The following is a 15705-nucleotide window of genomic DNA, read 5'->3' as shown; positions in this document are numbered from 1 at the left end:
GGGGCTGATTGTTATTGTATGGCTGCCGAGCGAAGGTGTAAGGGCGGCCTGTTGCAGGCCGCCCTTACAGCCATCAGAGCCGCTCAATGATGGTCACGTTGGCCATGCCGCCGCCTTCGCACATGGTCTGCAGACCATATCGACCGCCACGGTCATGGAGGGCGTTAACCAGGGTGGTCATCAGCTTGGTACCTGATGCGCCCAGCGGATGGCCCAGCGCGATAGCACCGCCATTCACGTTCAGACGATCCGGATCAGCACCGGTAACCTGCAGCCAGGCCATGGGCACAGGAGCAAAGGCCTCGTTGACCTCGAACAGGTCAATGTCGTTGATGTTCAGACCCGTCTTTTTCAGCGCAGCCTGGGTCGCCGGTACCGGGGCTTCCAGCATGATGACCGGATCGTGGCCGATCACGCTCATGTGGTGGATACGGGCCAGCGGCTCGACACCCAGTGCCTTCAGGCCTTTCTCACTGACGACCATGACGCCAGTGGCACCATCACAGATCTGGCTGGCGACGGAAGCACTGATAAAACCACCTTCCTGGATGGGCTTCACGGCAGCAATGCCTTCCAGGGTAGCGTCAAAGCGGATACCTTCGTCCACCAGGTGCATTTCGTCCTGGAGACCTCCCTCGAGGGTATTGACCTGTACCGGCAGGATTTCATTCTTGAACTTGCCGGCTTCGGTGGCCGCAATGGCACGCTTGTGGCTTTCCAGGGAGAATTTGTGCAGGTCTTCCCGGCTGAAGCCGTATTTCTTGGCCATCATCTCGGCGCCCATGAACTGGCTGAACTCGGGCACGTCCGGATAGCGCTCGCGGATGTTCGGCCCCATGTAATGCTCTGCCATGTTGGCTTTCTGGGCCAGGGTCAGGGAAGCACCCATGGGGGTGCGGGTCATGCTCTCAACACCAGCGGCGATCACAACGTCCTGGCTGCCGGACATCACGGCCTGGGCCGCAAAGTGAAGGGCCTGCTGCGAGCTGCCGCACTGACGGTCAACAGAGGTACCGGGCACGGATTCCGGCAGCTTGGACGCCAGCACGGCGTTACGGGCGATATTGGTGGACTGTTCGCCAACCTGCATGACACAACCCATGATGACGTCATCAATCAGCTTGGGGTCTGCGTCTACACGGTCTACCAGGTCGTTCAGAACCAGACCGGCGAGGTCTGTGGAGTGCCAGCCGGAGAGGCGGCCGCCCCGGCGGCCACCGGCGGTACGTGATGCGGCTACAATGTATGCTTCTGCCATGTCTATATCCTCGTTTTGGCCGCCCTGCGGCGCGTTTGATTCAGCTATGGTCCGGCCGGAATGAAGGGCCGGATTGTGCCGGAGAGTGGGGAGCCATTCTTGCGCTCAGACACTGCCCCGGCGTCGTCGAAAGCGACGAAATGCGATTCTGGTTGTCTTAACGGGGTGCCATGCGGATGGCGCCATCCAGGCGGATGCTTTCGCCGTTGAAGTAACCGTTGGTGACCATCAGCTCCACAACGGAGGCGATCTCGTCCGGCTCACCCAGGCGCTTGGGGAAGGGCACGGAAGCCGCCAGCGCTTCTTTCACGTTATCCGGCAGGCCATTCATCAGTGGGGTGTTGATCAGACCCGGCATGATGGTATTGACCCGCACGCCTTCATTCATCAGGTCACGGGCCATGGGCAGGGTCATACCCACCACACCGGCCTTGGATGCCGAATACGCCGCCTGGCCGATCTGGCCATCCTGGGCAGCGACGGAAGAGATATTGACGATAACACCGCGCTCGCCGTCTTCCATGCCATCGAGGTTCAGCATCCCGGCGGCGCTCTTGGCGGCACAGCGGAAACTGCCGATCAGGTTGATCTGAATGATCTTTTCGAACTCAGACAGGGGAAAGTGCTTGATTTCACCAGTCTGCTTGGCCCGACTGGCGGTTTTGTGGGCGTTGCCGGTACCCGCACAGTTCACCAGGATGCGCTCCTGGCCAATGGCGGCCCGGGCCTTTTCAAGGCCGGCATCAACGGCTTCTTCGGAGGTCACATCAACCTTGCAGAATACGCCACCCAGTTCAGCAGCAATGGCTTCACCACGCTCCTCATTGAAGTCAAAAATTGCCACCTTGACGCCGGATGCTGCCAGGCGACGAGCCACTGCCTCGCCAATGCCGGATGCACCGCCGGTTACCACCGCACTGATAGAAGAATCGAGCTTCATAGCGTTTCCTTTTTTATCCTGGTATCTGGTTTGTTCAGCTATGTGTTGGAATAGACTCTGGTTTCGCCCCGGAGGCAGGGCCTCAAACCTGGATTACAGATTATGTACTCCCCCGGAAAGCAGCATCGTCGTATCCGACGAATTGCCCCGCAAGGCTGGTAGCGACAAAAGGTGAATTTTGCACTGGATTGATTTCCAAGCAATTCTTGTGGGCTGAACAATACTTGCGAGTTGCTCGGCAGTCGGCATAGACTGTCTGGCTTGTGGCGCGCATCATCCTTGCCTGACAACAGGTCAGGCAGCCGAGTGCGACCACGGCCAGATAATAAGGACAGATCTCCGATGGCAGCTGCTTCCCCCAATCGGGTCCTGATGACCAGCAAGCTCAACCCTCCCACATCAAGGGCGGCGCAGGTACCCCGAACCGATGTGGTTGACAAGATACTGGGTGCCTCCGCTGCGCGCCTGGTGCTGCTGCGCGCACCTGCCGGCTTCGGCAAGACCACGGCCATGAGCCAGTGCATGGACCGTATGGAAGCGCAGGGAATGGTCACCGCCTGGTTAACACTGGACGACGCTGACAACGACGTTTCCCGCTTCCTCTGGTACCTGAACGCGGCTGTCTCTCGGCTGACAGAGGATGGCAAGGAGGCCGGCTCCCCCGAGGATCGCACCTTCACCTCCACCGGCGACGCCGCCCTGGATATCGTGGCACGCCTGTCGGAACACCAGTCAGCGTTTGCCCTTTTCCTGGACGATTTCGAGCGCGTACAGGACTCGGCAGTACTGGGCCTGATACGCGAGATTGTTGAGCACCTTCCCAGGCGCGGCCAGTTCATTATCGGCACCCGCAACCTTCCGGAACTGGGCCTGGGACGGTTACGGGCCCGGGGACAGCTGCTCGAGATCGATGCCCGCCAGCTGCGGTTTACCGTCGAGGAAACCACCGACTTCCTGATTTCCAGGCGCCACCTGGCGCTGACCCAGGAAGACCTGACCCGCATCCATGACCGCACGGAAGGCTGGGTGACGGCCCTGTGGCTTGCCTCCCTTGCGCTGGAGAGCCACGACTCCCCCGAAGCCTTCATTGAGCGCTTTTCCGGCGCCGACCAGACCATTTCTGACTACCTGGCCTATGATGTACTGGCCCTGCAACCACGGCCAGTGCGGAACTTCCTGCTGCGCACCAGCATTCTGCGCCACCTGAACGCATCCATCTGCCAGGCCCTGCTGCCCGATACTGACGCAGAGGCCATGCTATCGCACCTGGCCAGTAGCCATACCTTCCTGACGCCACTGGACAACGACGAGAATACCTACCGCTACCACAGCCTATTCTCGGAATTCCTCAAGGCACAGCTGAACGCCGAATACCCGGAAGAAATTCCCGCCCTGCATCGCGCGGCGTCCCAGTGGTACGAGAACGAGAACCGCCCGGTACCGGCCATTGACCATGCCCTGGAGGGCGGCGATTACGACCGGGCCCTCGGCCTGCTACGGGTCCATGCCGCCAACCTGCTGTCCCAGGGTAGGATGCGCCTGCTCTCCAAGTGGTTCAGTACCATTCCACCGGAACAACTGAAGCAGGATGAAGAGCTGCAGATGACCTGGGTATGGGCCCTGTGCTTCACGCGGGGCCCGACGGAAGCCCTGGAGATGCTTGAGGAAACCGGGCTGGAACAGTCCACCAACCCGCATATCCGACCCCATGTGCTGGCGATAAGGCCGCTGACCCTGTCCATGATGGACCGCCAGGAAGAGGCCATCGAAACCGGTGAGCGCGGCCTGCCGGAGCTGCCGACCTGCCAGCCCTTTGCCGACATGGCACTGATCAACTCCATGGCAAGCAGCTATTCGGTGATGGGGCTGTACAACAAGGCACGGCAACTGCTGGACGGTGCCCGGGATGCCCAGGGCACCTACGCCAGCTCGTTCAATGTGATGTATTCGGAAACCGTGGAAGGCATTATCGATATGCAGGAAGGGCGCCAGCGCCAGGCGGCTGCCCGCTTCCGCCTGGCGGTAGGTGCCACCCGCCAGGCCTCATCCTTCAGCCAGGCCAACGGCAACGCCTGGGCTGGCGTGCTCCATGCCGGCGCCATCTACGAACAGAACCAGCTGGACCTGGCCGCCCGCCTGCTGCACGTCTATGGCCCCCTGGCCCGGGATGTGGGCCTGCCGGACCATATGCTGCTGAGCGATATCATGCTGGCCCGGATTGCCTTCTCCAAGGGGGAGATCGACCAGGCATTCCGTATTCTTACCGAACTGGAACACCTCGGCCATATCCGCAACCTGGGCCGGGTGGTTGCAACAACGCGGCTGGAGCGCTCCCGCCTGTTACTCCTGCAACGACGCTACGAGGCCGCCCGCCAGGAACTGGACCGGGCTGGTGATGCGGATCTATGGCAACGGGTGCAGACCCTGCGACTGCCAGCCAATGACCTGGAGTACCGCGAACTGGCAGAGATCCGGCTGAGAATCGCCACCGGTGAACCGGACAAGGCCCTGGCTGACCTGGAGCGGGAACTGACCTACGCCAACGACGAACAGCGCTTTCGCCGGGCCCTGAAACTGAAACTGCTCAAGGCGATCGCCCTGCACCGGGGCACCCGCCTGCGGGAAGCACTCGAAATCATGGCGGACGTGCTGCATGTAGCATCGTCGGAGGGCTACCTGCGACTGATCGTAGATGAGGGCTCTGCAGCCGGCACACTGGTGCTGCTGTACTCCCAGAGCCTCAAGGAACAGGGGGAACGCACGGATCCGATCCTGGCGGGGTATATCCAGTCACTGCTGGATGCCTTCGGTCCGGAAATCCAGGAACAGGCGCCGGCCTCGGAGGCCGAAAACACGCTTTTGGATCCCCTCACTCGCAAGGAAATCCGGGTTCTGCAGTTATTGTCGGAGGGGTATTCCAACAGTGCCATGGCGGAGAAGCTGTTTGTTTCTGACAGTACCGTGCGGACTCATTTGCGGAATATTAATTCCAAGCTGAATGCCAGTAGCCGGACCCAGGCTGTGGCTATTGCACGGCGTCTCGGTATTGTCTGAGGTTTCGCACTGAGGGCGTATTTCTATCGGACTTCGGGGGTGGCGGTTTGTTTGGGCCCCGGGGGCTGGAGGCATGGTGGGGGGTGTTTCCTCCGCTGCAATTCACGGTCCGTCCTGGACCGACCTTGCACCGCGCCATCCATGGCGCTGCTGCGGAAACACCCCCCACCACACCTCCGTCAGACTTAGGCGGGTAAACGCTTAAACAAAACCAGACTTCCCTCGGTAGTTTCGTCCCTTTCAGACACGAGCCCGATCAATGATGCGATCAGCAACTCAGTCTGACGGATCCGGGGTGGTGGTCCTTTCAGAGCAGCGCCATGGATGGCGCGGTGCAAGGTCGGCTCATGGATGAGCCGTGAATTGCAGCGGCGAAAGGACCACCACCCCGGAGCCAGCCCCCGAGACCATCAGTCTACGTTCTGAAAGTCTCGAGTTAAGGCCGTGCTCCAACGTCAAAGGGACCGGGAAATCACCTCTTTCATGATTTCGTTGGTACCACCGTAAATCCGCTGAATACGGGCATCGGTATACATGCGACCAATCATGTACTCATTCATGTAGCCGTAGCCACCAAACAGCTGCAGGCACTCATCGATAACGCGGCACTGGTTCTCACTGCCCCAGAGCTTGGCCATGGACGCCTTGGTGGTGTCCAGCTTGCCTTCCAGCATGTCCCGCACACACTCATCCACAAAGGCCCGCCCCACCTTGATGGTAGTGGCAATTTCCGCCAGCTTGAACTTGGTATTCTGGAACTCGGCGATGGGCTGACCGAAAGCAGTACGCTCACGTACGTAATCCAGGGTCGCCTTGTAGGCCCCTTCCATAGCAGCCTGCGCACCAACGCCGATGAACAGACGCTCATAGGGCAGGTCACCCATCAGCTGGAAAAAACCACGACCTTCTGCGCCGCCAAGCAACTGGCTTTCGTGGACACGGACGTCCTCGAAGAACAGCTCGGACGTGTCCTGGGCCTTCAGACCGATCTTGTCCAGTACGCGACCCACCTTGTAGCCCGGCTGGTTCTCGGTCTCCACGATCATGATGGACATGCCCTTGGCGCCCTGGCTGGTGTCCGTCTTGACCACAACCAGTACCACGCCGGCCAGGAAGCCGTTGGAAATAAAGGTCTTTGAACCGTTGATCACATAGTGATCGCCATCTTTCTTGGCATGGGTGCGCACACCCTGCAGGTCCGACCCGGTGCCGGGCTCAGTCATGGCGATGGCGCCTACCAGCTCACCACGGGCCATACGGGGCAGGTACTTTTCTTTCTGCTCGTCGGTACCGTGGTTAAGGAAATAGTGGGCCACGATACTGTGAACCGAATGGTTCAGACCAGTCAGGGCACGCTTGCCCATTTCCTCGGCCACCACCGCTTCGTGACGGAAGTCACCGCCGGCACCGCCGAACTCCTCGGGAATATCCGTACACAGCAAGCCCATCTCGCCCGCTTTACGCCACAGCTCGTAACCCACATTACCCGCCTTGCGGGCTTCTTCATCACGGGGCGCCACTTCAGCTTCCAGGAAGCGACTCACGCTGTCCCGGAACATGGACAGTTCTTCGTCTTGCCAGCTCGGCGTCAGATCAATCGACATAATTCGGTCCTCGGTTCATCATTCGTTTCATAGGGCGCGGATCAGGTCATCCGGAAGGCCCCAACTGGAAAGCACATCAGCAGGATCCTCCACCGGCGCGCTGGGCGCGGCGGGGGCATCCGAAGGTGTTCTGCTGAAGCGGGGTGCAGGAGCCGGCTGGGTATAGCCACCAGACTCCACAAAGGTATTCCTGGCCTTGTTATGGGGATGCAGGGGAGCCTCGTCCCAGTCCAGTACCGGTGCAAAGCAGGCATCGGTACCTTCCAGGATCTCGCACCACTCATCCCGGGTACGGGTGCGGAACACATCCGCCAGCTTGAGCTTCAGCATGGGCCAGCGACGAGGGTCCATCTGGGGCTCAAAGGCCTGCTGTTCCAGGCCGCAGCGTTCGAGCAGCTCGGCATAGAACTTGGGCTCGATCGCCCCGACCGCCACGTACTTGCCGTCGGCGCAGGTGTAGACATCGTAGAAGTGGGCGCCGCCATCCAGCATGTTCTCGCCGCGGTTGTTGCTCCACTGGCCTGCGGCCTTGAAGCCGTACATCATGGAAGACAGCAGGGCAGCACCATCGGTCATGGCGGCATCGATCACCTGCCCCTTGCCGGAACCTGTCGCCTCCAGCATGGCCGCGAGCACCCCTACGGTCAGCAACATACCGCCGCCACCGAAGTCGCCCACGAGGTTCAGGGGAACCACCGGCGGCTCATCGGCACGACCAATGGCATGGAGTGCGCCGCTGATAGCGATGTAGTTCATGTCGTGGCCTGCAGCGTGGGACAGGGGACCATGCTGTCCCCAACCCGTCATACGACCGAAGACCAGCGCCGGATTCCGTGCCAGGCACTCATCGGGACCCAGGCCGATCTTTTCCATCACACCAGGGCGGAAGCCCTCGATCAGTGCATCGGCCTTTTCAACCAGCTTCAGCACGGCCTCAACACCTTCCGGCTTTTTCAGGTCAACGCAGATGGTGGTTCGGTTACGGGAGAGGATGTCGTATTTCCAGGCACCGTCCTGGCCGGCACCAGGCCGGTCAATCCGGATCACCTCAGCCCCCATGTCCGCCAGCATCATGCCGCAGAAGGGAGCCGGGCCAAGCCCGACCATTTCGATAACGCGTTTACCTTTCAGTGGACCTGCCATTGTTCCCCCAGATCACATTGGCTATTCGGGAATACGGGCCGTCCCTGGACGACCCGGCTGAGAACGGATGCCCGGTGGCTGTTACAGCCCGTGCTTTGACACATCCACCTTGGCGAAGATTTCGTCGTAGTAGATCTCGGCCAGCTCATCGGCGCTTTCAACGCCCTGAACCAGGTCAACCCACTTATCGAGAAGTACCGCGAACTCGTCCAGCATCTCACCACCACGCTCTACACCGTGACGCTCCTGGTAGTAGGCAACGATCGTCTCGAGGTCTTTCTTGACGAAGGCTTCTGTGGCCTCGTGGAATTCCTTTGAGGCGTTATGGATATTGCCACCGTTCTGTCGCACAGCCTCGAGGGCCTCATCCTGGGTCTGCTCATAACGCCAGGGCGTTACGGCGGTCAGATAGGCGCCGGCCTTGAGCGTGGCCCGGCGCTGGTCTTCTGACAGGGACGCCCAGACGTCCTTGTTGACACTGGCGCCGCTGGAGCCCGCGTAGATGCCCCCTGGCAGATCCACGGTGACGTCTGTAACGACTTCGGTCAGGTTCAGGTTGGTGATTTCCGGCAGCGAGGAAATGGTGCAATCCAGTACGCCCTGGCTGAGACCCTCACGAATTTCGCTGATGGTCATGGACACCGATGAGCCACCAAACTCCGACACCCACCGAGACCAGTGGGAGCCGGCAACCCGCATGCGCATGCCTTCCATGTCTTCGGGCTTTACCACCGGCTCGTTGCAGACCATGCCGTAGCCACTGCTCGCCACATTGGCGGTGTAGACGTGGTTCTGGGCTTCCAGCTCCTGCAGGCACTCGGGGCACTTGAAGAAGATGAACTCGGTGATCGCACCTTCAAACGCATAGGTGCCCAGGCCATTCAACCGCTCCCGGTCGATGAGGTTCACCTGCATGGCGGATTCATTGATCAGGTTGATGTGCGGGTATTCCGCGGGGAAATACACCGTCAGAAGATAACCGGCATCGGCCATACCATCCCGCACACCGGCTGAAACCTCGGAAGCACTCAGCAGGGACATCGGGAATACCTTGGCCTTCAGGTCACCATCGGAGTATTCCTCCACCTTTTCCGCCCACTCGTGGACAGCCTTGTCAGCCTCGGATCCGGCCGGGTAGACCGACGCATAGGACAGGGTGCGGGCCTGGGCCGGTGCGGCGAGCATCGCAACGGTCAGGGCGGATGCAGAAAGTACGGAAGCGGAAAGCAGGGATTTACGTGACAACATGGGATTCTCCTGATCTTGTTCTTGTTGTACCGATATCGGGGCAACGCAGTGTGAAGATCAGTGTAGGTAGCCACACAAGGGCCCACCATCGTCGGAACCGACGAACTGTTCGTGGTTCCAGGCCGGCGTCCGACGATGGCGGGAAGTGGTTACAAATGCAGTTTTTCCAACTGTGACCGGATGTTATCAGTGATAGGTGTGGGTCGATTGGTCTCGAGGTCGACGACGACCATGACACTGTTGGCGATGGCATGGACGCCATCGCGACTCTGTGCGCCACCCGTCAGGCGGAAGGAGGTGTTCCCGATATGGCTGACACCGGTCACCAGTTCTACAGGGGTCGAACCGGGACGAAAATGCAGGTAGGTGATGTCCATGGCAGCGATCAGCAGGCCCAGGTTGCCAATATCGACGCTCTGTAACGTACCAAAGCGGGCCTGCTCCATATAGCGGGCAAGGGCGGCCTCGCTGCGCTGACTGTCTGCATCCATGTCAGCATAGCGGGGCGTCAGTTCCCGATGGACCGGAAAGTGCGGGAAATCGTCCGCATACCGACTGTAGTCATCGTCCGGCATGGCCGCTGGCTCAGCATCCACATCCGCCCGGAAGCTGTTGAACACATGCTCCGGCAAGGCTACCCGCTCATGGTTCACGAAGGCGCCCAGCCAGACATCCTGGATACCGACAAGCTGGTCGTTCTGGTGCAGTTCCGTGCGCAGCTGTACACAGTCGCGATGGACTCCCACCACGGTCACCACGAACCCGATATCACTGCCGTAGAAGCTCATTTCCCGGAACTGGGTGATGGCTCGCAAGGGGCGCAGACGCTCGGCATCGGAAAACCATGCGTCGGGGCCGAGGCGGTGGACCAGGGCCTGCATCCGGGCTTCGATATGGAGCTGGTAGGCGCGGGAGTTATTCACATGGCGCCAGGTATCCTGGTCCGTGTAACGGGGTGTCAGCGTGCCTCGAAAGACGGCGCCGGAGGGGGATTGTTCATTCATGATGTAACCATGTTCCTGATAGTAAAGTGCGTTCCAGCATCCATTTTGCCGGCTGGCATCGCAAGCTACTTCGTCGTAAGCGACGATTGCCAGCCGTGTACCCGGACGCCAAGATGATCGGCAATAACCGGTTTACCAGACAACAAGACCAGCAGGGAGATTTCCCATGAGAAGCAAGGCCACTACTGTTTCCGAAGCCGTCGACACCCGCATGTCGGTCCGCGGCTTCACTGACCAGCCCGTTGACGGCGCAGTGATCCGGCGAGTACTGGAGAAAGCCGCGCGCTCTCCGTCGGGCGGCAACCTGCAGCCCTGGCAACTGTATGTCGTCGGCGGGGATGACCTCAAGGCTTTCAAGGAGATCATGGCAACCCGGGTGAAAGAAGCGCCCACCGGGGAAGACCCGGAATACAGCGTGTATCCGCCGAGCCTCAAGTCCCCCTACCGGGATTATCGCTTCCAGGTAGGAGAAGACATGTACGGGTTGCTGGGCATTCCCCGGGATGACAAGGCCGGCCGTATGGGCTGGTTTGCCAGGAACTATCAGTTCTTCAACGCCCCCCTGGCCCTGTTCTGCTACGTGGACCGGCAGATGGGGCCGCCCCAGTGGTCCGACCTGGGCATGTTCCTGCAGACGGTGATGCTGCTGCTTCGCGAGGAAGGCCTGGACTCCTGTGCCCAGGAATGCTGGAGCCTTTACCACAAGTCCCTCAAGGACTTCCTCAACCCGCCCGACGACCTCATGCTGTTTACCGGTATGTCCATCGGTTACATGGACGAGGAAGACCCGGTCAACGAGCTCCGCACCCGCCGTGCCGCACTGGAAGACTTCGCCAGCTTCCGGGGTATCTGACCCGATAACTGCTGCCCCCTGCTTCGTCGGTTCGGACGACGACAGCAGGGCATGGCCCCGGTATTTGTTTCAACGGAATTCAGACAACAGGAGGCAATCACATGTCAGGACTTTCCGCCGAACTCAAACAGGTTTTCAAGGAACATGGTGACAAGGCTCGCCCGATGAAGCAGGCCGCGGTACTTGGCGCCGGCATCATGGGTGGCGGCATCACCATCACCAGCGCCGCCCATGGCGTACCGGTGATCATGAAGGATATCGCCCAGGAGCAACTGGACCTGGGCATGAAGACAGCCACCAGCCAGGTCAACCGGCTGGTCAAGAAAGAGCAGATGACGCAGGAACAGGCCGACCAGGTGCTGGCCACTATCGAGCCAACCCTGGAGTACGAGGGTTTCGACAAGGTCGATGGCGTCATTGAAGCGGTGGTGGAAAACCTGGGCCTCAAGCACAAGGTACTGGACCAGCTGGAAGCGGTGGTTCGTGACGACACCCTGATTGCCACCAACACCTCGAGCCTGCGCATCGACGATATCGGCCAACACATGAAGCACCCGGAGCGCTTTGTGGGCATGCACTTCTTCAACCCGGTGCCGGTTATGCCCCTGGTGGAAATCATCCAGGGCACCCGCACCTCCGATGAGTCCGTTTCCACCGCCGTTACCTGGGCCCTGAAAATGGGCAAGACACCGATCGTGGTACAGGACTGCCCGGGCTTCCTGGTGAACCGTATCCTCACCGCCTATACCTGTGCCTTCCTTCAGCTGATCGAAGAAGGTGCAGACTTCGAGCACGTGGACAAATCCATGGAGGCCTTTGGCTGGCCCATGGGCCCGGCCTACCTGGAAGACGTGATCGGTATCGACACCGGCAGTCACGTCTCCGACGTGATCTCTGCGGGCTACCCGCAACGCATGCCCCAACTTGAGAACGACGCCATCCGGCTGATGAAGTCAAAGAACCGGTTCGGCCAGAAAAACGGCAAGGGCTTCTACGAATACACCCCGGACGACAGCGGCCGTCCGCAGAAGCATTCCAGCGCCGAGGCCCATGAACTGCTGAAGGAAATCCAGCCCAACGGGCAGAAGGACGTCAGTGTCGAGGAAATCCAGCAGCGCATGATGCTGGCGATGATCAACGAAGCCGTCTACTGCCTGGAGGACAAGGTGGTCAATTCTGCCGAGGAACTGGACACGGCCCTGCTGATGGGCGTGGGCTTCCCCCGGGACAAGGGTGGCGCCATTCGCTACGCCGACAGCCTCGGGGCAAAGGCGATCCTGGAGCAGTGTGAGCAATACCGTCACCTGGGCGCCCAGTACGAGCCCCCAGCCACGATTCGCAAGCTGGCCGAAACCGGCGGCAGCTTCTACGACGAATTCCCGGCGGGTAACTGACAGGAGAGACTGCCATGAGCTACGAACGCATCCACCTGGCCATTGAGGATGGCATTGCCACACTTACCCTGGACCAGCCCAAGACCATGAACGCCATGTCAGTGCCGCTGCAGCAGGAGGTAATGGCGGCCCTGGACGAGATTGCCGGAAATTCCGACATCAAGGCGCTGATTATCACCGGCACCGGGAAAGCCTTCTGCTCCGGCGCCGACCTGGGCTCCATGAGCCCCGATTCGGACGGTCCCACCCTGGGCACCCAGGTGAAAAACCTGATGGAAGAACTGTCCAATCCGATGGCCCTCAAACTGCGGGAGCTGCCCTTCCCGGTGGTCTCCGCCGTCAACGGCGCCGCGGCCGGCGCCGGTGCCAGCATTGCACTGGCCGGGGACGTGGTTTTGGCTGGCAAGTCTGCCTACTTCCTGTTCCCCTTCATTCCCAAGCTGGGCATCCTGCCGGACCTCGGTGCCACCTGGATCCTGCCGCGGCTGATCGGTCGGGCCAGGGCCATGGCCGTCAGCCTGCTGGGTGAACGCATGTACGGCGAAGATGCGGTCCGCGATGGCCTGATCTGGAAGTGCGTGGCCGATGAAGACCTGCAGAGTGAGGCGGTTACGACTGCGCGCCGGCTGGCTACCGGACCGAACCATGGAGCACCGGAACTGCGCGAGGCCTTCGACCGTGCTGACACCGCCACCCTCGCCGAACAGCTGTCCTACGAAGCGGAACGCCAGCAGGAGCTGATCGACAGCCCGACCTTCCAGGAAGGTGTTCGCGCCTTCCTCGAGAAGCGCGACCCGAAATTCTGACCCCCTGGGTCAGGCATTTCCCACCTTCCAATAACCGGGTCCCGTCCGGAAAACCTTTAACGGACGGGGCCACGGAGCGAGGCACGCCATGTGGAGCTTTGAGACAGACCCGGATTTCCAGCAGGAACTGGACTGGATCGACCAGTTCGTCCGTGACGAAGTGGAACCCCTGGACCATGTACTGGGTAGCCAGTGGAACATCAATGACCCGGAGTTTCAGCGCCTGGTAAGGCCGCTGCAGAAGCAGGTACAGGAACGGGGCCTGTGGGCCTGCCACCTGGGACCGGAACTGGGTGGCAAGGGGTACGGCCAGCTCAAGCTGGCCCTGATGAACGAAAAGTTTGGCCGCTCCCGCTTCGGCCCGATCGTGTTTGGCTCTCAGGCCCCCGACACCGGCAATGCCGAGATCCTGGCCCACTACGGCACTCCGGAGCAGAAGAAGCGGTTCCTCGACCCGCTGCTGGAGAACGAGATTGTCTCCTGCTTTACCATGACCGAGCCCCAGGGCGGTGCTGATCCCCTGGTGCTGGAAGCCTCCGCGGTCCGCGAAGGGGATGAATGGGTCATCAACGGTGAGAAGTGGTTCGCCTCCAACGCCCGTTTCGCCAGCTTTTACATCATCATGGCCGTCACCGACCCGGATGCACCGCCCTACCGGCGCATGTCCATGTTTATCGTGCCAGCGGACACCCCGGGCATCGAAATTGTCCGCAACTACGGGTTTTATGGTGAGCCCCAGGACACCCACGCCCACCTGCGCTGGACCAATGTGCGGGTACCGGCGGAGAACATGCTGGGGGAACAGGGTGACGCCTTTGTCGTAGCACAGGTTCGCCTCGGCGGCGGTCGTATGCACCATGCCATGCGCACCCTGGCCCAGGCCACCCGTGCCTTCGAGATGATGTGCGAGCGCGCGGTATCACGCTTCACCAAGGGTGAGCAGCTGGCAAAGAAACAGATGGTGCAGGAGAAAATCGCGGATTCCTGGGTGGAGCTGCGCCAGTTCCGCCTGCTGATCCTGGAAACCGCCTGGCTGCTGGACCAGGGCCATGACTACAAGGCCACCCGCAAGAATATCGCGGCGGTCAAAACCGTCATGCCCAGGATTCTGAACGACATTTCCGCCAGGGCCCTGCAGATCCATGGCTCTCTGGGCATATCCCATGACATGCCGTTTGCCGAATGGATCATTAATTCGTGCCACATTGGCCTGGCAGACGGCCCCACCGAAGTGCACAAGGTGACTGTCGCCCGGGAAGTGCTCAAAGACGTGCAACCTGCCCAGGGACAGTTCCCCGATTACCTGAAGTCCGAACTGGTGCGCCGCGCTCGGGAAAAGTTCGGGCTGAAAGCAGAGGAGTGAGCCATGACCGGAATCACTGAGCTGAGCCGCTCCCTCAAGGGCAGCCGCGTACTGGTAACCGGCGCCGCCAGCGGCATGGGGCGAGCGACGGCGGCGGTGTTCGCCAGTGAGGGTGCCCGGGTAGCCGTAACAGATTACGACGCCGACGGTGCACAGTCGGTTGCGGAGCAGTTGACCAGCGCCGGCTATCAAGCCCAGGCCTGGCACCTGGATGTCAGCGACCCCGAAGCCATTCGCAGTGTCGTTGCTGACGTGGAAAAGGCCTTCGGCGGCCTCGATATCCTGGTCAACAACGCCGGGATCTCGGGGTTTGCGGCGATCGACGATGACCAGTACGACACGGTCTGGAGCCGCTGCCTTTCCGTGCTACTGACGGCCCAGCAACAGCTGGTACGGGCAGCCCTGCCCGCCCTACGAAAGTCGTCCCACCCACGCATTGTAAACATCGCATCAACCGAAGCCCTGGGCGCCACTGCCCAGGACAGCCCCTACGCGGCTGCCAAGGCAGGCGTTACCGGGTTAACCCGCGCGCTGGCGGTAGAGCTTGGACCTGAAGGCATCACCGTAAACTGCATCTGCCCCGGGCCGATAGACACGGCGATGACCGAATTCGTGCCAGCGGAACACAAGGCCATCTTCGCGAAACGGCGCACCGCGCTGAGACGCTACGGCACCCCGGAGGAAGTCGCCCACATTACCGTGAGCCTGTGCTTGCCCGCGTCGTCATACCTGACAGGGGCCGTCATTCCAGTGGACGGGGGACTGATGGCTCGTAATGCCTGAATTTGCCACGGAATCCACGGAAGAACACGGAAGGAAAAACCAAATGCTTTATTAGCCACTAAACCCACGAACGAGCAAACACAAATCTTAAGGGTCGTCTTTTTGGCTTCCCCATTTCGTGTTTTTCGTGGGTTTAGTGGCCAATAAGATCGTTATCTTTGTATTTTCCGTGCTCTTCCGAGATGGGATGGTCTCCTCCCCACTCCAAATCGGCGTCGCGATGCGCCAGGATAGATGTTACCGACACTATCCAAC

General features: G+C 60.5%; 12 protein-coding genes. 6 read left to right on the top strand and 6 right to left on the bottom strand.

Features of this window, described 5'->3' with window-relative positions; translation table 11 throughout:
- Positions 1-73: 73 nt before the first annotated feature.
- Together MLC59_RS14065 and MLC59_RS14060 are read right to left on the bottom strand one after the other, a co-directional pair.
- Positions 74-1258: an acetyl-CoA C-acetyltransferase gene (locus tag MLC59_RS14065; RefSeq protein ID WP_248235263.1), complete on the bottom strand. Its 1185-nt coding sequence runs from the start codon at positions 1256-1258 to the stop codon at positions 74-76.
- Positions 1259-1415: 157 nt separating this feature from the next.
- Entirely contained in the window at positions 1416-2198 is a 783-nt protein-coding gene (locus MLC59_RS14060) for an SDR family NAD(P)-dependent oxidoreductase (protein WP_248235261.1), read from the bottom strand.
- Positions 2199-2540: 342 nt separating this feature from the next.
- Between MLC59_RS14060 and MLC59_RS14055 the strand changes: the two genes are divergently transcribed.
- Positions 2541-5252: a winged helix-turn-helix domain-containing protein gene (locus MLC59_RS14055; protein ID WP_248235259.1), complete on the top strand. Its 2712-nt coding sequence runs from the start codon at positions 2541-2543 to the stop codon at positions 5250-5252.
- Between the two features lie 455 nt (positions 5253-5707).
- On the opposite strand, the gene MLC59_RS14050 is transcribed toward MLC59_RS14055, so the two are convergent.
- From MLC59_RS14050 to MLC59_RS14035, 4 genes are all read right to left on the bottom strand, one after another.
- On the bottom strand, positions 5708-6856 hold the full coding sequence (locus tag MLC59_RS14050) for an acyl-CoA dehydrogenase family protein (RefSeq protein ID WP_248235258.1): 1149 nt from the start codon (positions 6854-6856) through the stop codon (positions 5708-5710).
- Between the two features lie 27 nt (positions 6857-6883).
- Entirely contained in the window at positions 6884-7999 is a 1116-nt protein-coding gene (locus MLC59_RS14045; RefSeq protein ID WP_248235256.1) for a CaiB/BaiF CoA transferase family protein, read from the bottom strand.
- An 81-nt stretch (positions 8000-8080) separates the two neighbouring features.
- Complete coding sequence (locus MLC59_RS14040; protein ID WP_248235254.1) at positions 8081-9247, bottom strand: C4-dicarboxylate TRAP transporter substrate-binding protein; 1167 nt, start codon at positions 9245-9247, stop codon at positions 8081-8083.
- Positions 9248-9396: 149 nt separating this feature from the next.
- Positions 9397-10251, bottom strand: a complete 855-nt coding sequence (locus tag MLC59_RS14035; RefSeq protein WP_248235252.1) for a thioesterase family protein — start codon at positions 10249-10251, stop codon at positions 9397-9399.
- Between the two features lie 166 nt (positions 10252-10417).
- Here MLC59_RS14035 and MLC59_RS14030 point away from each other — a divergent pair, with 166 nt between their 5' ends.
- The 5 genes from MLC59_RS14030 (at position 10418) to MLC59_RS14010 (ending at position 15450) form a co-directional block, all read left to right on the top strand.
- Positions 10418-11104, top strand: a complete 687-nt coding sequence (locus MLC59_RS14030) for a nitroreductase (protein ID WP_248235251.1) — start codon at positions 10418-10420, stop codon at positions 11102-11104.
- Between the two features lie 101 nt (positions 11105-11205).
- Complete coding sequence (locus tag MLC59_RS14025) at positions 11206-12498, top strand: 3-hydroxyacyl-CoA dehydrogenase NAD-binding domain-containing protein (RefSeq protein ID WP_248235248.1); 1293 nt, start codon at positions 11206-11208, stop codon at positions 12496-12498.
- A 14-nt stretch (positions 12499-12512) separates the two neighbouring features.
- Positions 12513-13304, top strand: coding sequence for an enoyl-CoA hydratase-related protein (locus MLC59_RS14020; RefSeq protein ID WP_248235246.1), 792 nt, complete (start codon positions 12513-12515; stop codon positions 13302-13304).
- Between the two features lie 88 nt (positions 13305-13392).
- Entirely contained in the window at positions 13393-14667 is a 1275-nt protein-coding gene (locus tag MLC59_RS14015; protein WP_248235241.1) for an acyl-CoA dehydrogenase family protein, read from the top strand.
- Positions 14668-14670: 3 nt separating this feature from the next.
- On the top strand, positions 14671-15450 hold the full coding sequence (locus MLC59_RS14010) for an SDR family NAD(P)-dependent oxidoreductase (protein WP_248235239.1): 780 nt from the start codon (positions 14671-14673) through the stop codon (positions 15448-15450).
- Positions 15451-15705 lie beyond the last annotated feature (255 nt).

This window comes from Marinobacter bryozoorum (assembly GCF_023156245.1).
In the GTDB taxonomy this organism is placed as follows: Bacteria; Pseudomonadota; Gammaproteobacteria; order Pseudomonadales; family Oleiphilaceae; genus Marinobacter; species Marinobacter bryozoorum.
Note: the sequence above shows the minus strand (reverse complement) of the source record. Positions and strands in the feature narration are given on the sequence as shown.